The organism is Streptomyces sp. DvalAA-14, assembly GCF_900091855.1.
GTDB lineage: Bacteria > Actinomycetota > Actinomycetes > Streptomycetales > Streptomycetaceae > Actinacidiphila.
On the sequence record NZ_FMCH01000290.1, the window covers coordinates 1 to 23,114 of the forward strand.

At 71.4% G+C, this 23,114-nt stretch carries 20 protein-coding genes and 2 pseudogenes; 11 read left to right on the plus strand and 11 right to left on the minus strand.

The annotated features are described in order from the left end of the window. The 8 genes and pseudogenes from GA0115240_RS36905 to GA0115240_RS14720 all read left to right on the plus strand — a co-directional run. Positions 1-740 (plus strand): annotated as a pseudogene (locus GA0115240_RS36905) (histidine kinase); the annotation flags it as partial. Between the two features lie 9 nt (positions 741-749). Next, entirely contained in the window at positions 750-1,163 is a 414-nt protein-coding gene (locus GA0115240_RS14690) for a roadblock/LC7 domain-containing protein (RefSeq protein WP_093737125.1), read from the plus strand. 199 nt (positions 1,164-1,362) lie between these two features. Then, on the plus strand, positions 1,363-1,770 hold the full coding sequence (locus GA0115240_RS14695; protein WP_093737126.1) for a DUF742 domain-containing protein: 408 nt from the start codon (positions 1,363-1,365) through the stop codon (positions 1,768-1,770). Then, complete coding sequence (locus GA0115240_RS14700; protein WP_176725081.1) at positions 1,751-2,356, plus strand: GTP-binding protein; 606 nt, start codon at positions 1,751-1,753, stop codon at positions 2,354-2,356. The genes GA0115240_RS14695 and GA0115240_RS14700 overlap by 20 nt, the downstream gene beginning before the upstream one ends. Before the next feature lie 478 nt (positions 2,357-2,834). After that, entirely contained in the window at positions 2,835-6,035 is a 3,201-nt protein-coding gene (locus GA0115240_RS14705; RefSeq protein ID WP_370673338.1) for a sensor histidine kinase, read from the plus strand. 9 nt (positions 6,036-6,044) lie between these two features. After that, positions 6,045-6,458, plus strand: a complete 414-nt coding sequence (locus tag GA0115240_RS14710) for a roadblock/LC7 domain-containing protein (RefSeq protein ID WP_033173109.1) — start codon at positions 6,045-6,047, stop codon at positions 6,456-6,458. A gap of 80 nt (positions 6,459-6,538) precedes the next feature. Next, on the plus strand, positions 6,539-7,087 hold the full coding sequence (locus GA0115240_RS14715) for a DUF742 domain-containing protein (protein WP_093737128.1): 549 nt from the start codon (positions 6,539-6,541) through the stop codon (positions 7,085-7,087). Next, positions 7,068-7,646 carry a GTP-binding protein gene (locus GA0115240_RS14720; RefSeq protein WP_093737129.1) on the plus strand — a complete coding sequence of 193 codons (579 nt, stop codon included), beginning with the start codon at positions 7,068-7,070 and terminating at the stop codon, positions 7,644-7,646. Before GA0115240_RS14715 ends, GA0115240_RS14720 begins: the two co-directional genes overlap by 20 nt. A 120-nt stretch (positions 7,647-7,766) precedes the next feature. Here GA0115240_RS14720 and GA0115240_RS14725 read toward each other — a convergent pair whose 3' ends face one another. From GA0115240_RS14725 to GA0115240_RS14750, 6 genes are all read right to left on the minus strand, one after another. Beyond that, a complete protein-coding gene (locus tag GA0115240_RS14725) occupies positions 7,767-7,970 on the minus strand; it encodes an acyl-CoA carboxylase epsilon subunit (protein WP_093737130.1) in 204 nt (67 codons plus the stop codon). Positions 7,971-8,038: 68 nt separating this feature from the next. Beyond that, complete coding sequence (locus tag GA0115240_RS14730) at positions 8,039-9,622, minus strand: acyl-CoA carboxylase subunit beta (RefSeq protein ID WP_093737131.1); 1,584 nt, start codon at positions 9,620-9,622, stop codon at positions 8,039-8,041. Between the two features lie 179 nt (positions 9,623-9,801). Next, positions 9,802-10,668, minus strand: a complete 867-nt coding sequence (locus GA0115240_RS14735; protein ID WP_093737132.1) for an HpcH/HpaI aldolase/citrate lyase family protein — start codon at positions 10,666-10,668, stop codon at positions 9,802-9,804. Beyond that, complete coding sequence (locus GA0115240_RS14740) at positions 10,665-11,738, minus strand: HpcH/HpaI aldolase/citrate lyase family protein (RefSeq protein WP_093737133.1); 1,074 nt, start codon at positions 11,736-11,738, stop codon at positions 10,665-10,667. Before GA0115240_RS14740 ends, GA0115240_RS14735 begins: the two co-directional genes overlap by 4 nt. Before the next feature lie 75 nt (positions 11,739-11,813). Then, entirely contained in the window at positions 11,814-12,293 is a 480-nt protein-coding gene (locus GA0115240_RS14745; protein WP_256069808.1) for a GNAT family N-acetyltransferase, read from the minus strand. Between the two features lie 142 nt (positions 12,294-12,435). Then, positions 12,436-12,999 (minus strand): NADPH-dependent FMN reductase, encoded by a 564-nt coding sequence (locus tag GA0115240_RS14750; RefSeq protein WP_093737134.1) that lies wholly within the window; start codon positions 12,997-12,999, stop codon positions 12,436-12,438. A 212-nt stretch (positions 13,000-13,211) separates the two neighbouring features. Here GA0115240_RS14750 and GA0115240_RS14755 point away from each other — a divergent pair, with 212 nt between their 5' ends. Both GA0115240_RS14755 and GA0115240_RS14760 read left to right on the plus strand, forming a co-directional pair. Further along, the gene (locus tag GA0115240_RS14755) at positions 13,212-13,637 is read left to right on the plus strand and encodes a MarR family winged helix-turn-helix transcriptional regulator (protein ID WP_093737135.1); all 426 of its coding nucleotides are present in this window, start codon (positions 13,212-13,214) and stop codon (positions 13,635-13,637) included. Further along, a complete protein-coding gene (locus GA0115240_RS14760; protein WP_093737136.1) occupies positions 13,634-14,695 on the plus strand; it encodes an LLM class flavin-dependent oxidoreductase in 1,062 nt (353 codons plus the stop codon). Before GA0115240_RS14755 ends, GA0115240_RS14760 begins: the two co-directional genes overlap by 4 nt. 75 nt (positions 14,696-14,770) lie before the next feature. On the opposite strand, the gene cimA is transcribed toward GA0115240_RS14760, so the two are convergent. The 5 genes from cimA to GA0115240_RS14785 all read right to left on the minus strand — a co-directional run bounded on the left by cimA (position 14,771) and on the right by GA0115240_RS14785 (position 22,483). Further along, positions 14,771-16,369 (minus strand): citramalate synthase, encoded by a 1,599-nt coding sequence (cimA, locus tag GA0115240_RS14765; protein WP_093737137.1) that lies wholly within the window; start codon positions 16,367-16,369, stop codon positions 14,771-14,773. Positions 16,370-17,005: 636 nt separating this feature from the next. Then, complete coding sequence (locus GA0115240_RS14770) at positions 17,006-18,094, minus strand: branched-chain amino acid aminotransferase (protein ID WP_093737138.1); 1,089 nt, start codon at positions 18,092-18,094, stop codon at positions 17,006-17,008. Positions 18,095-18,255: 161 nt separating this feature from the next. Next, complete coding sequence (locus tag GA0115240_RS14775) at positions 18,256-19,293, minus strand: 3-isopropylmalate dehydrogenase (RefSeq protein ID WP_093737142.1); 1,038 nt, start codon at positions 19,291-19,293, stop codon at positions 18,256-18,258. Positions 19,294-19,824: 531 nt separating this feature from the next. Next, the gene (gene pruA / locus GA0115240_RS14780) at positions 19,825-21,456 is read right to left on the minus strand and encodes an L-glutamate gamma-semialdehyde dehydrogenase (protein ID WP_093737139.1); all 1,632 of its coding nucleotides are present in this window, start codon (positions 21,454-21,456) and stop codon (positions 19,825-19,827) included. A 100-nt stretch (positions 21,457-21,556) separates the two neighbouring features. Continuing rightward, on the minus strand, positions 21,557-22,483 hold the full coding sequence (locus GA0115240_RS14785; RefSeq protein ID WP_093737140.1) for a proline dehydrogenase family protein: 927 nt from the start codon (positions 22,481-22,483) through the stop codon (positions 21,557-21,559). Positions 22,484-22,616: 133 nt separating this feature from the next. On the opposite strand from GA0115240_RS14785, the pseudogene GA0115240_RS14790 reads away from it, so the two are divergent. After that, positions 22,617-23,114, plus strand: a pseudogene (locus GA0115240_RS14790) (PucR family transcriptional regulator); the annotation flags it as partial.

The following is a 23,114-nucleotide window of genomic DNA, read 5'->3' on the forward strand; positions in this document are numbered from 1 at the left end:
AGCCGCGGCAGCCGCAGCCGGGCGAGGGTCCGGGCTACCCGGGCCAGCAGCCCGGCGACCGCCGCCCGCCGCAGCAGCGCCCGGAGCCGCAGGAGCCGATGGCGCTGCCGCCGGCCCCGACCCGCGGTGACGAGCCGACGCCGATCTTCTCCGCGATCGAGTCCGACTGGTTCCGTACCGGCCAGGCCGAGCGCATGCAGCAGATCCACGTGGAGCAGGCCGCGGCCCAGGCGGCGCGCGCCCAGCAGGCCCCGCCGCAGGCGGCCCGGCCGGTGGGGCGTACCGCCCCGCCGCAGCGGCCCCGCGGCGACCAGCGTCCGGCGCCGGGTGCCCCGCTCAGTTCACCGCAGCGTCAGAACGGCGCCCCGCAGCCGACCGCCCAGGCCTCCCAGATGGCTCCGGGCAACCCGTCGGCTCCGATGGCCCAGCCGCTGCCGCGAGAGACGCCGAACTGGCGCAGCTCGCCCAACGACGCACTACGGCAGCGGGCCGAGCAGGTCCGCGAGCCTTCGGCCGGCGGGGTCACTCCTTCCGGTCTGCCGCGGCGCGTGCCCCGGGCCAACCTGGTCGCGGGCGGAGCGGCGCCACAACAGGCGCCGCAGGGCGGTCCGCAGGTTTCGCGGGCTCCCGACGATGTGCGCGGACGTCTGACCAACCTCCGCAGGGGTATCCAGCAAGGCCGCCAGGCCGGCGGTCAAACCGACGGCCGTGGTTTCGGTACGAACTCCCAGGAGCGCTAGTTGAGTGCGATGAGCCAGGCGGCACAGAATCTGAACTGGTTGATCACCAACTTCGTGGACAACACCCCCGGGGTGTCCCACACGGTGGTGGTCTCCGCCGACGGCCTGCTGCTGGCGATGTCCGACGGATTCCCCCGTGACCGGGCGGATCAGCTGGCGGCGGTAGCTTCCGGCCTGACCTCGCTGACGGCAGGTGCGTCCCGCATCTTCGAAGGTGGCAGTGTCAACCAGACCGTGGTCGAGATGGAGCGCGGCTTCCTCTTCCTGATGTCGGTCTCCGACGGTTCCTCGCTGGCGGTGCTGGCGCACCCCGAGTGCGACATCGGCCTCGTCGGCTACGAGATGGCCCTGCTCGTGGACCGGGCGGGCGCGGTGCTGACCCCGGATCTGCGGGCGGAGCTCCAGGGCAGCCTCATGCATTGACCGCCCGAGACCGCCCGTCGGTTCCGCGGGCGACGAGAACGCCGGGGACCCGCGGAACCCACCGCCCCTTCAGAACCCGCAGTACCCGCAGCATTCGCAGCACCGAATATGCCGAAGACATTGCTGAAGAACTCAAAAGGCGAAGCATCATCCGTAATTCCGCACCAGCCGTAGCACTGCCCGGACACGGAGGACCCTCATGACCCCGCCACCCGCCTCGCCGGGCCCGTACGGCGCATCGCACCATGCGCCGTACGGGGTGGAAGGCGACCAGCCGCTGGTGCGGCCGTACGCCATGACCGGTGGCCGTACCCGGCCGCGCTACCAGCTGGCCATCGAGGCGCTGGTCAGCACGACCGCCGACCCGTCGCAGTACTCGGGGCTGCTGCCGGAGCACCAGCGGATCTGCCACCTCACGCGTGAGATCAAGTCGGTGGCCGAGATCTCCGCCCTGCTCGCGATCCCGCTCGGCGTGGCCCGGATCCTCGTGGCCGACCTCGCCGAGGCCGGTATGGTCGCCATCCACCAGCCGGGCAGCGGCGAAGCGGGCGGCCAGCCAGATGTGACACTGCTTGAGAGGGTGCTCAGTGGACTTCGGAAGCTCTAGGCCACAGCCGCAGACGGCTTACGGCGCGCCGCCGGTGCGGTCCACGACCTCCGCGAAGATCGTGGTGGCGGGTGGCTTCGGCGTGGGCAAGACCACGTTCGTCGGTGCCGTGTCGGAGATCAACCCGCTGCGTACCGAGGCCGTGATGACCTCGGCCTCGGCGGGCATCGACGACCTGAGCCACGTTCAGGACAAGACCACCACCACCGTGGCGATGGACTTCGGCCGCATCACGCTGGACGACGACCTGATCCTGTACCTGTTCGGCACCCCCGGACAGGACCGCTTCTGGTTCATGTGGGACGACCTGGTGCGCGGCGCGATCGGCGCCGTGGTGCTGGTCGACACCCGCCGGCTGGCGGACTGCTTCCCGGCGGTGGACTACTTCGAGAACAGCGGCCTGCCGTTCGTGATCGCGCTGAACGGCTTCGACGGACACCAGCCGTACCGGCCGGAAGAGGTGCGCGAGGCCTTGCAGATCGGCCCCGAGGCCCCCATCATCACCACCGACGCACGCCACCGCGGCGAGGCCAAGAGCGCGTTGATCACCCTGGTCGAGCACGCGCTGCTGGCGCGGCTGAAGTAGCTCTTGCCGCTGGCAACATGCCCTTCAGGGAGCCACCCAGGAACTACGGGGACCCGTTGTGTCGTTGGACACGGCGGGTCCTTGTGTTCATAACATTTCGAGAGAGTTTCGGAGGCTTGTGAACACTGCTCGCGCTCACCCGGTGCCGCAGCGCGTACGACTGTCATAGGGTTTGCCAGGATTTTAGGCTTATGCCCGTTTTATATTCACGGCGCGGGCGCCGGTTCCCCCCATTCCAGAGGTTTGGCCAGCGTGGCCATGGCGTGCTGGAATTCGCAGAACCCGAGCGTAGGAACGGCCGTCGTTGCGCCGTCGCCGAGAGGTTGTTGGTTCAGTGAGGAACACCAGGCGAGCAGAGGCGGGCGCCCCACAAGGCCCGCGGGGGAACTTCACGCCGCCCCAACGCCCGGGGGGGATGTCCGCGGAACCGGTCGTGGCGGAGTCTCCAGCACTGCCCGACTCGGGCAGCCGCTTCACCATGCGCAACTGGCGGGTGGCCACCCGGCTGAACGCGATCCTCCTGATCCCGGTGATCGTCGCGCTGATCTTCGGCGGTTTCCGGGTGAAGAGCTCGGTCGACACCTGGCAGCAGGCCGACGACGCGGTGCGGACCGCCACCTTGATCAAGGCCGCGTCCGACTACAGCAACGCCCTCGAACTGGAGCGGGACAACACCGCGGTCCCGCTGCTGGCCGGCCGCCGGAGCGCGAGCCAGGTCACCGCCGCCTACGCGGCCACCGACGCGGCGGCCCGCGCCTTCGACACCGCGGCCACCCGGGTGCCCGACACCACCGAACTGCGGCGCCGGATCGCCACCTTCCGCGCGGTCGAACCGCAGCTGTCCGACCTGCGCAAGGTCGCCTACACCCGGCAGCTGTCCGGCGTGCAGACCGAGGAGTGGTACGTCAAGATCCAGCACCCGCTGATGGAGCTGGACAACGAACTCGGCTTCGGCACCAGCAACGCCGCCGCCTACGGCCGCACCCTCTACGCGATCTCGCTGGCCAAGTCCGCCCAGTCGCTGACCCGTTCGATCGGCACCCACATCCTGGTCGAGCGCCCGGTCTCGGCCAAGGAACTGACGCTGCAGAAGACCTCGCTGGGCTCCTACCTCTACCTGGAGGGCATCGCGCTGGAGGAGTTCCAGGGCGGCGGCACCGCCCAGGACGCCGCGCACCTGCAGGCCGCGCAGAAGGCCGCCACCGCCAAGGGCCAGCAGGCGATCACCGACGCCCAGCGCAAGGCGGAGAGCAATCACACCGCGTTCGTGGTGCCGCCGGACCTGACCACGATGATCAACGACATCTCCACCCCGGGCCGCAGTGCCGCCCAGCTGAACGCGATCGGCATCACCCCGGCCTCCTACATGGAGGCCGCCGGCCTGTCCTTCGACGCCTACCGCACGGTGGAGCTCGGGCTGGCCGACCAGGCGTCGACCGACGCGGCGAAGGTGGCCTCCGACGCCCGGCGGGACGCGCTCATCAACTCCGCGATCGTGCTGATCGCCCTGATCATCGCCTTCATCGTGGCCGGCATGATGGCCCGCGCAATGAGCCGCAGCATGCGGCGGCTGCGCGGCGCGGCCTTCGACATCGCCGAGAACCGGCTGCCGGGCCTGGTCGACCAGCTCTCGCGCAACGACCCCGGCCGGGTGGACACCCGGGTGGCACCGATCCCGATCAACACCCAGGACGAGATCGGCGAGGTCGCCCGGGCCTTCGACCAGGTGCACCGCGAGGCGGTGCGGCTGGCCGCCGAGCAGGCACTGCTGCGCGGCAACGTCAACGCGATCTTCACCAACCTCTCCCAGCGCAACCAGGGCCTCATCCAGCGCCAGCTCACCTTGATCACCGAGCTGGAGAACAACGAGGCGGACCCGGACCAGCTGGAGAACCTCTTCAAGATGGACCACCTCGCCACCCGTATGCGGCGCAACGGCGAGAACCTGCTGGTGCTGGCCGGCGAGGAGGCGGGCCGGCAGTGGAACCAGCCGGTGCCGCTGGTGGACGTGCTGCGCGCGGCGGCCTCCGAGGTGGAGGCGTACGAGCGGATCGAGCTCGTCGGCATCCCCGAGACCGACATCCACGGCAGCGCCGTCACCGACCTGGTGCACCTGCTGGCCGAACTGCTGGAGAACGCCTCGTCGTTCTCCTCCCCGCAGACCAAGGTGCGGGTCACCGCGACCCGGCTGCCGGACGGCCGGGTGATGATCGAGATCCACGACCGCGGTATCGGCCTGACCGCCGAGGACTTCGCGGACATCAACCACAAGCTCGCCGAGCCGCCCACGGTGGACGTCGAGGTGGCCAAGCGGATGGGCCTGTTCGTGGTCGGCCGGCTGGCCGACCGGCACGGTATCCGGGTGCAGCTGCGGCCCTCGGGCGAGCAGGCCGGCACCACCTCGCTGGTGATGCTGCCGGAGCCGATCACCCACGGTGGCGGCGGCGAGGAGTTCCTCGGCGAGGGGGACAACGACTTCACCGTCTCCCGGATCGTCCCCGAGCACGAGGCGGCCGAGGCGCCGCCGTTCCGCCCGGAGGTGGTGGCGGTGCCCGGTCAGCGGACCGCGGCCGAACTCGGCTTCGACGACTCGCGCTACGAGTCCCAGCCCGGTCTGAACCCGGTGGGCCGCTCCCTGCAGCGCGAGGGACGCCGGGCCCAGCTGGAGGCAGCCGCCGCGGACCGCCAGGAGGACGGCGAGCCGCAGCAGCCGCCGGACGAGGCGCCGGCCCCGGACCAGGCGCCCTACGCGGAGCCGGCGTCCTACGGGGAGCAGCCCTACCAGGAGCAGCCGTACCAGCAGGGCGGCGAGCAGCAGCCCGGCTACGACGGCGGTTTCGGCTACGCGGGCGCCGCAGCGGGCGACGGCTACCAGCCGGCCCCGGGCTACGACCAGAGCTACGACCCGGCCTATCAGCAGCAGACCTATGAGCAGGGCTTCCAGCCGGGTTACCAGCCGCCCCAGCAAAACGGCTTCTTCGGCGAGTCGGGCCAGTCCTACAACGGGGCCTACGACGGCGCCTACGAACAGCCCTACCAGCAGCAGGGCGGCGAGCAGCAGCCCTACGATCCGGACTATCCGCAAGGCGCGGCACGCGGCGGCCAGGACGACCAGGCCGGCTACGACGCCGACTACCGCGGCGCCGGTCACCCGGCGGAGTCCTCCGGTTACCAGCCGGCTCAGAGCGACTGGACCGGAGTTGAACCCGAGGTGGCGGAATCCGTTCCGCCGCTCCCGCAAGCCGCGTCGGACAGCGTAGTCTCGCCTTCGCTGACGGACTCCGGCTTGCCGCGCCGCGACCGGCAGCAGGACGGTTCACCCGAGGAACAGGCACCTCAGGAGAACCCCGAACCGCACGATCCGCCGGAACCGGGCGAGTCCGACTGGCGGTCGACCAACGACGAGCATTGGCAGCGGGCCGAACAGGTCCGTGAGCCAAAGGCAGGCGGAGTCACCCCCTCCGGCCTGCCACGGCGCGTACCCAAGGCCAACCTGGTCCCGGGTGCCGCGACGCAGACCCCGCAGGGCGGCCCACAGGTCTCCCGCGCACCGGAAGACGTCCGCGGCAGGTTGAGTAACCTGCGGCGTGGCGTCCAGCAAGGGCGCACTGCTGGAACTGACACGAACGGACAGGCCACCGACAGCCGATTCGGCGGCCCCCAGAACCAGGAGCGCTAGTTGAGTCCGATGAGCCAGGCGGCACAGAACCTGAACTGGTTGATCACCAACTTCGTGGACAACACCCCCGGGGTGTCCCACACCGTGGTGGTCTCCGCCGACGGCCTGCTGCTCGCGATGTCCGACGGATTCCCCCGCGACCGCGCCGACCAGTTGGCCGCCGTCGCCTCCGGCCTGACCTCGCTCACCGCCGGTGCCTCCCGCATCTTCGAGGGTGGCAGCGTCAACCAGACCGTGGTCGAGATGGAGCGCGGCTTCCTCTTCATCATGTCCGTGTCCGACGGTTCCTCACTGGCCGTGCTGGCGCACCCGGAGTGCGACATCGGCCTCGTCGGCTATGAAATGGCCCTGCTCGTGGACCGAGCGGGGACTGTACTGACTCCCGACCTTCGGGCCGAACTGCAGGGCAGCCTGCTCAACTAACGCAGCACGGCGTGCGGCTGGTCCGGACCCCGCCCAGGGGCCCGGACACCGGCCGGCAGGCCGCATCAGGAGGAGGACTCGTGAGCACGTCCCCCGGTGGAGATCCGTACGGCAGCCAGCACCAGCCGCCTGTGAACCCGTACCAGTTCCCCTCGGCGCCGACGCCGGAGCCCGCGCCGCAGTACCGGCAGCCGCGGATCCAGCCGTACGCGCCACCGCAGGCGCCACCGCCGCAGGCCCCCCAGGGCCCGCGGGGCGGCGGTGCGGGCGGCGGCCGGCGGCCCACCCCCTCCGGCCTGGTGCGCCCCTACGCGATGACCGGCGGACGTACCCGGCCGCGCTACCAGCTGGCCATCGAGGCCCTGGTCAGCACCGCGGCCGACCCCGAGCGGCTGCGCGGGCAGCTGCCGGAGCACCAGCGGATCTGCCTGCTGTGCCGGGAGGTCAAGTCCGTCGCGGAGATCTCCGCGCTGCTCACCATCCCGCTCGGCGTGGTGCGCATTCTCGTGGCCGACCTGGCCGAGGCCGGCCTGGTCGCGATCCACCAGCCCGGTGGTGATGCGGCGGCCGGTGGCCAGCCTGATGTGACATTGCTTGAAAGGGTTCTCAGTGGACTTCGGAAGCTCTAGCGGTCCAACCCGCGCCACCACTTCGGCGAAGATCGTGGTGGCGGGCGGGTTCGGCGTGGGCAAGACCACGTTCGTCGGTGCCGTGTCGGAGATCAACCCGCTGCGTACCGAGGCCGTGATGACCTCGGCCTCGGCGGGCATCGACGACCTGAGCCACGTTCAGGACAAGACCACCACCACCGTGGCGATGGACTTCGGCCGCATCACGCTGGACGACGACCTGATCCTGTACCTGTTCGGCACCCCCGGACAGGACCGCTTCTGGTTCATGTGGGACGACCTGGTGCGCGGCGCCATCGGCGCGATCGTGCTGGTCGACACCCGCCGGCTGGCGGACTGCTTCCCCGCCGTGGACTACTTCGAGAACAGCGGCCTGCCGTTCGTGATCGGCCTCAACGGCTTCGACGGACACCAGCCCTACGGGCCCGAGGAGGTCCGCGAAGCGCTGCAGATCGGCCCCGAGGCCCCCATCATCACCACCGACGCACGCCACCGCGGCGAGGCCAAGAGCGCGCTGATCACCCTGGTCGAGCATGCCCTGATGGCGCGGCTGCGCTGACACCGGCCGCCGACGGCTTCGGCCCCCCACCGCGCTGGGCGGTGGGGGCCGAAGTGGTTGCGGGCGTGGCTGCCGGCGTGCTCGCGCCGGATGCCGTCGCGGGGCGCTGCCGCCGGGCGGTCAGCCCTGCCAGGAGTGCGGGGCGCGGAAGCCGGGGGTGCGCTCCAGGCGGCGCCAGCCGGCCGTGGAGCGGGCCGGGGCGGCCGGGGCCGGGCTCTCGCCCGCGGCGGCGCGCGCCAGCAGGATGGCGGTGAGCGCGGCCAGTTCCTCGGCGTCGGCGTGACCCTTCTCGACGCGCACGAGTGAGTCGGCGGGAGTGCTCATGGTGGTCTCCATCAAAGGCTGCTTGAGGGGTACTGAGGGGGTGTTGCTGGGACGCCGGGGGCCGGGGGCTACTGGGGAGGGTTGCCGTGCTTGCGCGACGGCAGGTCGGCGTGCTTGGTGCGGAGCATCGTCAGCGCGCCGATGAGGACTTCCCGGGTCTCCGCCGGGTCGATGACATCGTCGACCAGGCCGCGTTCGGCCGCGTAGTACGGGTGCATGAGCTCGGCCTTGTACTCCTTGACCATGCGGGCGCGCATGGCGTCGGGGTCGTCGGCCTCGGCGATCTGCTTGCGGAAGATGACGTTGGCGGCGCCCTCGGCGCCCATCACCGCGATCTCGTTGGTGGGCCAGGCGTAGGTCAGGTCGGCGCCGATGGACTGGGAGTCCATCACGATGTAGGCACCGCCGTAGGCCTTGCGCAGGATCAGCGAGATGCGGGGGACGGTGGCGTTGCAGTAGGCGTAGAGGAGTTTGGCGCCGTGCCGGATGATGCCGCCGTGCTCCTGGGCGACGCCGGGCAGGAAGCCGGGCACGTCCAGCAGGGTCACGATCGGGATGTTGAACGCGTCGCACATCTGCACGAACCGCGCGGCCTTCTCGGACGCCTCGATGTCCAGCACCCCGGCCAGGGACGCGGGCTGGTTGGCGACGATGCCCACCACCTGGCCGTCCAGCCGGGTCAGCGCGCAGATGATGTTGGTGGCCCAGCGCTCGTGGATCTCCAGGTACTCGCCGTCGTCGACGATCTCGGTGATGACCTGGTGCATGTCGTAGGAGCGGTTGCCGTCGGCGGGCACCAGGTCCAGCAGCGCGTCGCCGCGCCGGGTGGCCGGGTCGCTCGGCTCGACCGCCGGGGGGTTCTCCCGGTTGTTCTGCGGCAGCAGCGACAGCAGGTAGCGGACCTCCTCCAGGCAGGTCTGCTCGTCGTCGTAGGCGAAGTGCGACACACCGGAGACGGTGGAGTGCACATCGGCGCCGCCCAGGCCGTTCTGGCTGATCTTCTCGCCGGTCACGGCCTGGACCACGTCCGGGCCGGTGATGAACATCTGCGAGGTCTCCCGGACCATGAACACGAAGTCGGTCAGCGCCGGGGAGTAGGCCGCGCCGCCCGCGCACGGGCCGAGCATCACGCTGATCTGCGGGATGACGCCCGAGGCGCGGGTGTTGCGCTGGAAGATCCCGCCGTAGCCGGCCAGCGCCGAGACGCCTTCCTGGATCCGGGCGCCGGCGCCGTCGTTCAGCGAGACCAGCGGGGCACCCGCCGAGATCGCCATGTCCATGATCTTGTGGATCTTCGTGGCGTGGGCCTCGCCCAGCGCGCCGCCGAAGATCCGGAAGTCGTGCGCGTACACGAACACCGTCCGGCCGTGGACGGCGCCCCAGCCGGTGATCACGCCGTCGGTGTAGGGGCGCTTGCCCTCCAGGCCGAAGCCCGTCGCCCGGTGCCGCCGCAGGGGCTCCACCTCGTGGAAGGAGCCCTCGTCCAGCAGCAGGTCGATCCGCTCACGGGCGGTCAGCTTTCCCTTCGCCCGCTGCGCCAGCGTCGCCGCCTCGCTCGGCCCACGCCGCACCTCCTCGCGAATGGCGTGGAGTTCGGCAACGCGCCCTCGGCTGTCGTTCGCCGCGACGGGCACCTCTTGCGATGTGGTCATGTACCGACAGTACGAGTGGCGGGTCGGTTTTAGATCCATCACTTCGTACAGTGTCCGTCGGCACTTCATGGTGGATCCCGACAGAAACGCTTGTCAGCGGTGTGCGCGCGGGGTTCGGCGGCCCGGTCGGGTTTCTTCCATTGTGCCCGGTCCGGTTCGGCCGCTCGGGTGATGCCCGCTCAGCGGCCGGCGATGGCCGCCGCCAGCGCCAGGACCCGCTCGGCCTGTTCGACATGCAGGTTCTCGATCATCCTGCCGTCCACCGTGACCACGCCGCGACCCTGTGACGTGGCCTCTTCGAAAGCGGCGATGATCCGCCGGGACCGGTCCACCTCGGCCTCCGCGGGCGCGAAGATCCGGTTGCAGGCCGCCAGCTGGCTCGGGTGGATGAGCGTCTTGCCGTCGAAGCCGAGTTGCCGGCCTTGGAGAGTTTCGGCTTCAAACCCGGGCAGATCCCGCACATCGTTGTAGACACCGTCCAAGATGACCTTGCCGGCCGCCCGGGCCGCCAGCAGGGCCAGGGACAGCGCGGTGAGCAGCGGCGCCCTGCCCGGCACCTGCTCGGCGCGCAGTTCCTTGGCGAGGTCGTTGGTGCCCATCACCAGGACGGTCAGCCGGGCCGAGGCGGCCGCGACGGCCCGCGCCTCGAACATCGCCTCGGGGGTCTCGATCATCGCCCACACCGCGGTGCGGTCCGGGGCGCCGGCCGCCTCCAGGGCGGCCGCGACGCGCCGCACCGTGTCCGGCGAGTCGACCTTGGGCACCACCACCGCGTCCGGGCCGGCCTGCGCGGCGGCCCGGACGTCGTCGGCGTGCCAGGGCGTGCCGGGGGCGTTCACCCGGATGGCGATCTCCCGGTAGCCGTACGCGCCGCTCGCCGCGGCTGCCGCGACCCGCTCCCGGGCTTCGGCCTTGGCCTCCGGCGCCACCGAGTCCTCCAGGTCGAGGATCAGCGCGTCGGCGGGCAGGGACGCGGCCTTCTCCAGGGCGCGCGCGTTGGCGCCGGGCATGTAGAGGACGGAGCGGCGCGGGCGGGGGGCGGTCATCGGTGGGCCTCCTGGTGCGGGGTGTGCGGGGTCGCGTACGCCTGCGCGAGTTCCGGGTCGCGCGCGGCGAGCGTGTCCGCGAGCCCCGCCACGACCAGGCACTGCTTGTAGGTGGCATCGTCCTGCATCTTGCCGTCGATCATCACCGCGCCGGTGCCGTCGCCCATCGCCTCGATCACCCGGCGGGCCCAGGCCACATCCTGCGGCGCGGGCGAGAACACCCGCCGGGCCACGGCGATCTGGACCGGGTGCAGGGTCCAGGCGCCCACGCAGCCGAGCAGGAAGGCGTTGCGGAACTGGTCCTCGCACGCGGTCACGTCCCCGATGTCCCCGAACGGCCCGTAGTAGGGCAGGATGCCGTGCGCCGCGCACGCGTCGACCATCCTGGCGATGGTGTAGTGCCACAGGTCCTGCTGGAAGGTGGCCCGGGGCGCGTCCGGCCCCGTTGCGTCCTCGCGGACCAGGTAGCCGGGGTGGCCGCCCCCGACCCGGGTGGTCTTCATCCGGCGGCTGGCGGCGAGGTCGGCGGGACCGAGCGAGATGCCCTGCATCCGGGGGCTGGCCCCGGCGATCTCCTCGACGTTCGCCACCCCGGCCGCGGTCTCCAGGATGGCGTGCACCAGGATCGGCCGGCTCAGCCCGGCCCTGGCCTCCAGTTGGGCCAGCAGCCGGTCCACGTAGTGGATGTCCTGGGCGCCCTCGACCTTGGGGACCATCACCACGTCGAGCTTGTCGCCGATCTCGGTGCCCAGGGTCAGCAGGTCGTCCAGTGCCCAGGGCGAGTCGAGGCTGTTGATCCGGGTCCACAGCTGGGTACCGCCGAAGTCGGTGCCGCGGGCGATCCGGACCAGGCCGGCCCGGGCGGCCTCCTTGCGGTCGGCCGGTACGGCGTCCTCCAGGTTGCCCAGCAGCACATCCACCCGGCGCACCAGGTCGGGGACCTTGGCGGCCATCTTCTCGTTGCCGGGATCGAAGAAGTGGATCATCCGCGAGGGCCGGAACGGCACTTCGCGCACGGGGGCCGGGGCCCCCACTGCCAGCGGGCGGAAGAAGTCCTTCGCCGAGCGCATGCGGGTCTCCCGGGGTCGGTCGGGGGCGGGGAGGTGCCGTACGCGCCACACCCTACGACCGCTGCGCGCCGCTGGTTACCCGTCAGTATGTGTGCCGTTGGTCACCGGCTCCCACCGCATCGCCATATCGGGTTCGTGCTCCATGTTCGAGGACCCGTCGCTGCTGCCGGTCACCGTGAAGCCGTGGTGGGCGTAGAACGCCCGGGCCCCGGTGTTGCGTTGGAAGACGAACAGGGACAGGCCCGCGGGGCTGTGCGCCTGCGCCCGGCGCAGCAGCAGCGTGCCGATGCCCTGCCGCCGGACTCCGGACAGCAGGTACAGCGCGTTGAGCACGCCGTCCTCCACGGCGGCGTACCCGACGACCTGCTCGTCCGCCCGGGCCACCCACACCGCGGACCGGGGCAGCACGATGTCCCGTACCCACGCCTCCACTTGGGCGTCGGTACGGGTGCGCGGCGGCAGGTACGGCATGGTCGCCTCGCGCGAGGCGATGTGCACATGGGCGATGGCGGCGGCGTCGGCGGGCACGGCCGTGCGGACTGCTGCTGAGGTCACCGGGGCACCCTACGGGGCGGCCGGGGCCGGGCTCGACCGGATTTCCGCGGGCTTCCCCCCTGGGCGGCCTCCGCGGGGGGACTGCGGCGGGCCGCCCCGCCCGCGGCGGGCGGGGCGGCCCGGGATCAGCCGGTGCCCGGCGTCAGGAGGCGTCGCGCAGCGGAGCGAGGGCGGCGCTCCAGGCGACGACCTGGTCCAGCATGGCGGTGACCGCGTCGCTCTGGTGCTCGCCCGGCTTGAAGACGCTGAAGTTCTCGAAGTCGGTGAACAGCGACAGCGCGACCTGGGCGCGGACGTCGGCCATCTGGAGCTCGCCGGCGATCAGGCGCAGGTGCTCGACGGCGCGGGTGCCGCCGACGGAGCCGTAGCTCACGAAGCCGACGGCCTTGTTGTTCCACTCGGCGTACAGGAAGTCGATCGCGTTCTTCAGGGCGCCGGAGGTGGAGTGGTTGTACTCCGGGGTCACCATGACGTAGCCGTCGAAGGAGGCGATCTTGCTGGCCCACGCCAGGGTGTGCGGCTGGGTGTACTGGCCCAGCGACGGCGGGTACGCCTCGTCCAGGTGCGGGAGCTTGTAGTCGAGCAGGTCGACGAGTTCGAACTCCGCGTCGGTGCGCTCGGAGGCGATCTGGGCCACCCACCGCGCGACGGCCTCTCCGTTGCGGCCGGGGCGGGTGCTGCCGAGGATGATACCGATCTTGGTCATGATGTCCTTGATCCTTCTGCGGTGACGTGCCGGGGGTGAGCGCCGGGATCGGCGCGGCGGCGACTGCCGAGCAGGACGGTCCGCCGGAAACAGGCCCGCGGAGATCCTTGCGCCGTCAAGCATCCACACTAGCGCTTGCTTCGTCAAGCAATTACTATGACGATATGTCCGCCGCCGAACAATCCCCCGCCCCGCCTGGAGCGCTGACGCCGATGAGTGCTGCCGAGGAGGCACTCGTCCGTGCCGTCGGCCGGATCATGATGGTCCTGCCCCGGACCATCGACGCCGACATGGTGCGGGAGGCGCACCTCCCGCTGTCCGAGTACATGGCCCTGATGCACCTGTCCGAGGCGCCGGACCGGCGGATGCGGATGAGCGAACTCGCCACCGCCTCGCTGGTATCCCTCAGCGGCATGACCCGGATCGTCGCCCGCCTGGAGGGCGAGGGCCTGGTCCAGCGCGTCCGGTGCGACGAGGACGCCCGCGGCCTGCACGCGGTGCTGACCGACGCCGGCCTCGCCCGGCTGCGCGAGGCCTGGCCGACCCACCTGGCCAGCGTGCGGCGGCACATCCTGGACCACCTCGGCGGCGCCGACCCCGCCGCACTCACCAGCATCCTGGAACGGTTCGCCACATGACCAACCCCACCTCCGACCGGGCGCCGGACGTCACGATCGGCCTGGACACCTTCGGCGACGTGACGAACGACGCCGACGGCCTCCCGTTCAGCCACGCCCGCACCATCCGCGGCCTGGTCGAGGAGGGCGTTCTGGCCGACCAGGTCGGTCTGGACTACCTGGGCATCGGGGAGCACCACACCGACGCCATGCCGCTGTCGGCCGCCGACGTGGTGCTGGCCGCGATCGCCGCCCGCACCGAGCACATCCACCTCGGCTCCGCGGTCACGGTGATCAGCTCCGACGACCCGGTGCGCGTCTTCCAGCGCTACGCCACCCTCGACGCCCTGTCCGACGGCCGCGCCGAGGTGATCCTGGGCCGCGGCTCCAGCACCGAGTCCTTCCCGCTGTTCGGCTACGACCTGGGCGACTACGAGAAGCTGTTCGAGGAGAAGGTGGAGCTCTTCGCCGAGCTGCTCAAGGAGCAGCCGGTCACCTGGTCCGGTACCACCCGGCCGCCGCTGGACGCGATGACCGTCTACCCGCACACCGCGTCCGGCTCGATCCCGACCTGGATCGGCGTCGGGGGGTCTCCCCAGTCGGTGGTGCGCACCGCGCGGTACGGCTTCTCGCTGATGCTGGCGATCATCGGCGGCGAGACCGCGCGGTTCGCCCCCTTCTCCCACCTGTTCGAGCAGGCGCTGGAGAAGTTCGGGCAGCCGCCCCGGCCGGTCGGCGTGCACGCGCCGGGCCATGTGGCGGCGACCGACGAGCAGGCGGTGGCGGAGTTCCTGCCGGCCTTCGAGGCGGTGATCCGCCGGGTCTCCCGCGAGCGGGGCTTCCACCCGCCGACCCGGGAGAGCCTCGCCCGCGACATCGGTCCGGGCGGCGCGCTGCACGTCGGCTCGCCCGAGACGGTGGCCCGCAAGATCGCCACGACGCTGAAAAACCTCGGCGCCACCCGCTTCGACCTGAAGTACGGGATGAACGGCATGTCGCACGCCTCCCTGCTGACCAACATCGAGCTGTACGGCACCCGGGTGGCGCCGCTGGTGCGCGAGCTGATGAGCGCTTCCTGACCAGGACCTGACGCGACGACGGTGTCCCGCGGCCGTGCGGCTCCGGGACACCGTCGCGCGACGAGCGGGGCCGGACTACTCCTGCGGCTCCAGGCCGACCCGCAGCAGGCCGTAGGTGTAGGCGTCGTCCAGGGCCTGCCAGGAGGCGGCGATCACGTTGTCGGCCACCCCCACCGTCGACCACTCGCCGGCGCCGTCCGTGGTGGTGATCAGCACCCGGGTGGTGGAGTCGCTGCCGGAGCGGCCTTCCAGGATCCGCACCTTGTAGTCGACCAGGGCGAAGTGGGCGAGCTGGGGATAGATCTGCTCCAGGGCGGCCAGCAGCGCGCGGTCCAGGGCGTTGACCGGGCCGTTGCCCTCGGCGGTGGCGACGATCCGCTCGCCCTTGGCCCACATCTTGACGGTGGCCTCGTTGGCGTGGGTGCCGTCGGGGCGGTCCTCGGTGATGACCCGCCAGGACTCGGTACGGAAGAAGCGGCTGGTGCGGCGGTCCACCTCGGCGCGCAGCAGCAGCGCGAAGGACGCGTCGGCGGCCTCGTAGGTGTAGCCGCGCAGTTCGCGCTCCTTGACCCGGTCCACCACCCGCCCCACCAGCTCGCGGTCCCCGCCGAGGTCGATGCCGAGCTCCTTGCCCTTGAGCTCGATGGAGGCCCGGCCGGCCATGTCGGAGACCAGCATCCGCATGGTGTTGCCGACGAGTTCGGGATCGATGTGCTGGTAGAGGTCCGGATCCACCTTGATCGCCGAGGCGTGCAGCCCGGCCTTGTGCGCGAAGGCGGACACGCCGACGTAGGGCTGGTGGGTGGCGGACGGCAGATTGACCGCTTCGGCGATCGCGTGCGAGATACGGGTCATCTCGCCGAGCGCGCCCTCGGGCAGGACGCGGCGGCCGTGCTTCAGCTCGAGGGCGGCGACCACCGGGAAGAGGTTGGAGTTGCCGACCCGCTCGCCGTAGCCGTTGGCCGTGCACTGCACATGGGTGGCCCCGGCGTCCACCGCGGCCAGCGTGTTGGCGACCGCGCAGCCGGTGTCGTCCTGGGCGTGGATACCGAGCCGGGCGCCGGTGTCGGCGAGCACCAGGCCGGTGACGGCCTGCACCTGCGCGGGCAGCATGCCGCCGTTGGTGTCGCACAGCACGACCACGGAGGCGCCGGCCTCGTGCGCGACCCGGACGACCCGGGTGGCGTAGGCGGCGTTGGCCCGGTAGCCGTCGAAGAAGTGCTCGCAGTCCACGAAGACCCGGCGGTCCTGGGCGACCAGGTGCGCGACGGTGTCGCGGACCATCTCCAGGTTCTCTTCCAAGGTGGTGCGCAGCGCCAGCTCGACATGCCGGTCGTGCGACTTGGCGACGATGGTGACGACCGGCGCGCCCGAGTCGAGCAGCGCCTTGACCTGCGGGTCGTCGGCCGCCTTGGAGTTCGGGCGGCGGGTCGCCCCGAAGGCGACCAGTGTGGCGTGCTGGAACTCCAGCTCCTTGGCGGCGCGGGCGAAGAACTCGGTGTCGCGGGGGTTGGCACCCGGCCAGCCGCCCTCGATGAATCCCACCCCGAAGTCGTCCAGGTGCCGGGCGATCGTCAGCTTGTCGGCGACGGTGAGGTTGATCCCCTCACGCTGGGCGCCGTCGCGCAGCGTGGTGTCGAAGACGTGGAAGCTGTCGTCCAGTTCGGCGGTCATGGCGTTGCTAACTCCTGTCGGGTGAGTGGGTTCCCCCCGGACGGACGGGCCGTCCGGAGGTTGCGACTCCACTTGCCCCCATCATCCCGTGTGCCTCGCGCCTCCGGCGGTGTGGGCCGGGAACGAAAAAACCTCTCGCGGATGCGAGAGGTCTGCACGCGGGTCTGGGGCACGGTGCCGTTTCACTGGGGTCAGCGAAACGGTCACTGCGGACCGGCGTGCCTGCTGCCAATAATCGCCATGGCGTACGAGGACACCCCAGCAGTGTGGCACACCCCGCACGGCCCCCTCACCCCGGGGGTCCCCCCGGACCCCCCGGGTGGAGCCCCGCAGGGGCGCGAGGAACTGCGCGACAAGCCACGATGGTGCCGCGGCCGCGGGTCGGCAGATACCCGCCGCGACGGCCGCGGTAGTGGCCGACCACCGGCCGGTGGTCGGCTGAGCGCGCAGTTCCTCGCGCCCCTGGTAGGGCACCGCCCGGGAAAAGGCACCGCCCGGGTAGGGGCACCGCACGGGTAGGGCACCGCCCGGGGAAAGGCACCGCCCGGGGAGGGCACCGCACGGGTAGGGCACCGCCCGGGGAAAGGCACCGCCCGGGGAGGGCGCTGTCCCGGTGAGCGCGCCCCGGGAGGGGCGCTACGCGCCGAGGGGGTGGAGCCAGCCGTGGGGGTCGGCCGCCCGGCCGGTCTGGATGTCCAGCAGCGCCGCCCGCAGCCGCATCGTGACCTCGCCGGGCTCGCCGTCGGCCACCGTCCAGTCCGCCCGGGTGGACTTCACCGAGCCGACCGGGGTGATGACGGCCGCGGTGCCGCAGGCGAACACCTCGGTGATCGAGCCGTCCTCGTTGCCGCGCTTCCAGTCATCGACGCTGATCCGGCTCTCGCCGACCTCGTAGCCCAGGTCGGCGGCGATGGACAGCAGCGAGTCGCGGGTGATGCCGGGCAGCAGCGAACCGGACAGCTCCGGGGTGACGATCCGGTTCCCGTACACGAAGTACAGGTTCATCCCGCCCATCTCCTCGATCCAGCGGCGCTCGATCGCGTCCAGCCAGACCACCTGGTCGCAGCCCTGGGAGATCGCCTGGGCCTGGGCGACGAGCGAGGCCGCGTAGTTGCCGCCGGTCTTGGCCGAGCCGGTGCCGCCGGGGGCGGCGCGCACGTACTCCTCGGACAGCCACACCGAGACCGGCTTGACGCCGCCGGCGAAGTACGCCCCGGCCGGGGAGGCGATCACGATGAAGAGGTACTCGTTGGCGGGCCGCACTCCGAGGCCGACCTCGGTGGCGAACATGAACGGCCGCAGGTAGAGGGACGCCTCGCCTTCCTCCGGCACCCACGCCCTGTCCTGGCGGACCAGCGCGTCGCAGGCCGCGATGAACATCTCCACCGGGAGTTCCGGCATGGCCAGCCGGCGCGCGGAGGCGCGGAAGCGCTCGGCGTTGGCCTGCGGGCGGAAGGTGGCCACCGAGCCGTCCGGCTGCGGGTAGGCCTTGAGGCCCTCGAAGATCGTCTGGGCGTAGTGCAGCGTCATATTGGCGGGATCGATGGACAGCGGCGCGTACGGGACGAGTTGGGCGTCGTGCCAGCCGCGGCCCTCGGTCCACCGGATGGTGACCATGTGGTCCGTGAAGTGGCGCCCGAAGCCGGGGCTGGCCAGGATCGCTTCTCGCTCCGTGCGGGCGAGGGGGTGCGAGGAGGGCTTGAGCTCGATCGTGGGCGTCGTCATGTCTGTGTCCTTCACCGTGTTCGCTGCCGTCCCGATGCTAGGACGTCCACGTTTCCCGCCGTGATATGGCCCCGCCATCTGATTATCGCAGCGACGGGGCCGTGGGCCTACCGATGAACGGGCCGATCAGTCGCGCGTCGCGCGGCGGACCGGCTCCGGGGTCATACGCGGGCGGCCAGCGCGTCGCCGATCTCGACGGTGGAGCGGGCCGGCCGGCCCGCCCGCTCGGCGAGGTCGGCCTGCACCGCGGTGTCGATCCGGGCCGCCTCGTCCTGGTAGCCGAGGTGCCGCAGCAGCAGCGCGACGGAGAGCACGGTCGCGGTCGGGTCGGCCTTGGACTGGCCGGCGATGTCGGGCGCGGAGCCGTGCACCGGCTCGAACATCGAGGGGAACTCCCGGCTCGGGTTGATGTTGCCGCTGGCGGCGACGCCGATGCCGCCGGAGACGGCCGCGGCGAGGTCGGTGATGATGTCGCCGAAGAGGTTGTCGGTGACGATCACATCGAACCGCTCGGGCTGGGTGACCAGGAAGATCGTCGCCGCGTCCACGTGCAGGTAGTCGGTGCTGACGTCGGGGAACTCCGCGCCGACGGCGTGGAAGATCCGCGTCCACAGGTGGCCGGCGTGCACCAGCACGTTGTTCTTGTGCACCAGGGTGAGCTTCTTGCGCGGCCGGGCCTGCGCGCGGGCGTAGGCGTCCCGCACCACGCGCTCGATGCCGAAGGCGGTGTTCAGACTGACCTCGGTGGCGACCTCGTGCTCGGTGCCGGTCCTGATGCTGCCGCCGTTGCCGGTGTAGGGGCCCTCGGTGCCTTCGCGGACCACCACGAAGTCGATCTCCGGGCTGCCGGCCAGCGGCGAGGCCACGCCGGGGAACAGCTTGCTGGGCCGCAGGTTCACATGGTGGTCGAAGGCGAAGCGCAGCTTCAGCAGGAAGCCGCGCTCCAGCACACCGGACGGCACCGACGGGTCGCCGATGGCGCCGAGCAGGATCGCGTCGTGCGCCTTCAGCTGCGACAGGTCGTCGTCGGTGAGGGTCTGCCCGGTGTCGTGGTACCGCTTCGCGCCGAAGTCGAATTCCCTGGTTTCCAGTTTGACGTCCTGCGGGAGGACCGCGGCGAGGACCTTGAGGCCCTCGGTCACGACTTCCTGGCCGATACCGTCACCGGGGATCACTGCGAGGCTGATGCTGCGAGACATGTCCGGCACCCTACTCCGCGTCCCAGCCTGTGACATGCGCTGTCCGTATCGCGGACCCGGCCGGACCGGTCCCGGCGGGTCAGCCGGCCTGCGGTGACTCGTGGCCGGTCTGGCCGCCGTTGTCACGGCGGTCCATGGAGCGCTGGAGGGCGCGCAGGGCATTCTGGCGGGCGTTCTCGTCCATGGTGATCAACTCCCGTGGGAAAACTGGAGAGATGGTGGTCGGTCGCCGCGGAACGGGGCGGGGAGCGACGCCACGGGGGTGACCCGTACCAAGGGCGTCCTGCTCGTCATCCGCCGCTCGTCCGATGGGACGAGACGTTCGGCTCCTCCCAAGGTAGGTCACGCCAGCCCTCCTGTCCGCACAATTACTCGGACTTCCTACTATCCGAGACGGACATCACCCGTACGCGCCGATCGGGCCACCGGTCCGGCCTCCGGGAACCGCCGCAGGGCCCGGCCGGCGGCGGCCGGCGGGGCCCTGCGGAAGGACGGCGCGGGGGCCCGTTCGGGCGGCCCCGCGCGCCGGGCTCAGCCCTGGTGCGGGTAGCGGTAGTCGGTCGGGGAGACCAGGGACTCCTTGATCGACCGGGTGGAGGTCCAGCGCATCAGGTTCTGCGCCGCGCCCGCCTTGTCGTTGGTGCCGGAGGCGCGCGCACCGCCGAAGGGCTGCTGGCCGACCACCGCGCCGGTGGACTTGTCGTTGATGTAGAAGTTGCCGGCCGCGTTGCGCAGCCGCGCCATGACGTGCGCGGCGGCGGCGCGGTCCTGCGCGATGACGGCGCCGGTCAGGGCGTAGCGGGAGACCGACTCCATCTGGTCGAGCATCGCCTCGAAATCGGCGTCCTCGTAGACGTGCACGCCCAGGACGGGGCCGAAGTACTCCTCGCGGAAGATCTCGTTGTCCGGGTCGGTGGAGACCAGCACGGTGGGGCGGACGAACCAGCCCACCGAGTCGTCGTAGGTGCCGCCGGCCAGCACCTCGACCGTGGGGTCGGCCTTGGCGCGGTCGATGGCGGCCTTGTTCTTGGCGAAGGCGCGCTCGTCGATCAGGGCGCCGAGGAAGTTGCTCAGGTCGGTGACGTCGCCCATGGTGATGCCGTCCACCTCGGCGGCGAACTCCTCCTTGAAGCCGCTCTCCCACAACGAGCGCGGGATGTAGGCGCGCGAGGAGGCCGAGCACTTCTGGCCCTGGTACTCGAAGGAGCCGCGGGTCAGCGCCGTCTTCAGCACCGCCGGGTCGGCCGAGGGGTGGGCGACCACGAAGTCCTTGCCGCCGGTCTCGCCGACGATCCGCGGGTAGGAGCGGTAGCGCTCGATGTTCTCGCCGACCGTGCGCCACAGGTACTGGAAGGTCTTGGTGGAGCCGGTGAAGTGGATGCCGGCCAGGTCCGGGTGGGCCAGCGCGACCTCGGAGACGGCGACGCCGTCGCCGGTGACCAGGTTGATCACGCCGTCGGGCAGCCCGGCCTCGCGCAGCAGCTTCATCAAGAGCACCGCGGAGTGGGTCTGGGTCGGGGACGGCTTCCACACCACGACATTGCCCATCAGGGCGGGCGCGGTGGGCAGGTTGCCGGCGATGGCGGTGAAGTTGAACGGTGTGATCGCGTAGACGAAGCCCTCCAGCGGGCGGTGGTCGAGGCGGTTCCACACGCCGGGCGCGTTGGCGACCGGCTGCTCGGCGAGGATCTGCCGGGCGAAGTGCACGTTGAAGCGCCAGAAGTCGACCAGCTCGCAGGGGCTGTCGATCTCGGCCTGCTGCACGGTCTTGGACTGGCCGAGCATGGTCGACGCGGCCAGCGTCTCGCGCCACGGGCCGGCCAGCAGTTCGGCGGCCCGCAGGATGATCGCGGCCCGGTCGTCGAACGCGGTCGCCTGCCAGGCGGGCGCGGCGGCCAGCGCCGCGTCGATCGCGTCGCGCGCGTCCTGGGTGGTCGCGTTGGCGTAGGTGCCCAGCCGGGCGCCGTGGTTGTGCGGCTGCACGACGTCGAAACGCTCGCCGCCGCCCATCCGCTGCTCGCCGCCGATGAACAGGGGCAGGTCGACGGGGTTGCCGGCCAGCTCCTTCAGTTTCGCTTCGAGGCGGGCACGCTCCGGGCTGCCCGGCGCGTACGAGTGCACCGGCTCGTTGACCGGTGCGGGGACCTGGGTCACGGCGTCCATGAAGCGTGTCTCCTTTGAAGATCGAGGGCTGGAGATCGAGGGCTGGCGATCGGGGCTGCGGGCCGCGGTGGGAGGGCGGGTGCGCTCAGCGGTCGCGACCTCAGCGGGTGGGGCTGAAGGAGCGCAGGAAGAAGGCCAGGTTGGCCGGGCGCTCCGCCAGGCGCCGCATGAAGTACCCGTACCAGTCGGCGCCGTACGGCACGTAGATCCGCATCCGCGCGCCGTCCTGCGCGAGGCGGCGCTGCTCGGCGGTACGGATGCCGTAGAGCATCTGGAACTCGTACGTGTCGGGTGCGCGGTGGCCGCGGGCGGCCAGTTCCTGCGCGATGGCGATCATGCGGGGGTCGTGCGAGCCGACCATCGGGTAGCCGTCGCCGGCGAACAGGATCCGCAGCGCCCGTACGTAGGCGAGGTCGACGTCCTTCTTGTCCTGGTGGGCGACTGACGCGGGCTCCTTGTAGGCGCCCTTCACCAGTCGCACCCGCGAGCCGGCGGTGGCCAGCGCGCGGGCGTCGTCCTCGGTGCGGAAGAGGTACGACTGCAGGACCGCGCCGGTTCGCGGGTGCTCCCGGCGCAGTTCTCCGAGGACCGCCAGCGTCGAGTCGACGGTGGTGTGGTCCTCCATGTCGAGGGTGACGGTGGTGCCGATCTCGGTGGCGAGCTCGGCGACCTGCCGGACGCTGTCCAGCGCGATGTCGTGGCCGCCGGGAAGGGCCTGGCCGAAGGCGGAGAGCTTGACCGAGACCTCGGCGCGGTCGCCGAGCCGCTCGTCGCGCAGGCTTTCCAGCAGGCGCAGATAGGCGTCGCGGGTGGCGTGCGCGGTGGCCTTGTCGGTGACGTCCTCGCCGAGGTGGTCGAGGGTCACATCGAGTCCGGCGGCGGCCAGCGCCCGGACCGTGGCCAGCGCGGGGTGGAGGGCGTCGCCCGCGACGAAGCGGTTCACCACCGGCCGGGTGAGCGGGGCGGCGGCGATGACGCGGCGCATACGGTCGCTGCGGGCGGCGGCGAGCAACACGGGACCGAGCACGGGGTCCTCCAGCGGGACTGGGTGGCACGAAATCTTCGGCGAACGCGGTCCGCCACCGTGAATCTAGGTATCGGCTACCCCGTGAGCCACGGACACGTGTCACGCATCCGGGTGCGGTCTGTCATACATATGTATGAGGCCGGGGGACAATGGCGGGGTGGGTACGGACTACGGCGGGTACGGCGGCGGGCTGCAGGAGCTGGTGGACGAGGTCTCCGCGCTGCTCGGCGCGCCCGCGACGCTGGAGGACCGCGACTTCCGGCTGATCGCCTTCGGGGCGCACGACAGCGAGGACGCGGCGGCGACCGACCCGGTGCGGACCCGCTCCATCCTGACCCGCCGGTCCACCGCCGAGGTCCGCGCCTGGTTCGAACGCTTCGGCATCGCCCGCGCCACCGCCCCGGTGCGCATCCCGGCGGCCCCCGACGCCGGCGTGCTGCGCGGCCGGCTGTGCCTGCCGGTCCGGCACTCCGGTGTGGTGCACGGCTATGTCTGGCTGCTCGACGAGGCCGAGCACTCCGCGGCCCAGCTCGCCGCCGCCATGGCGGTCGCGGCCCGGATCGGCGACCGGCTGGCCGCCACCTCCTACGCGGGGGCCGAGGCCGGCGAGGCGTTGCGCGCCCTGCTGACC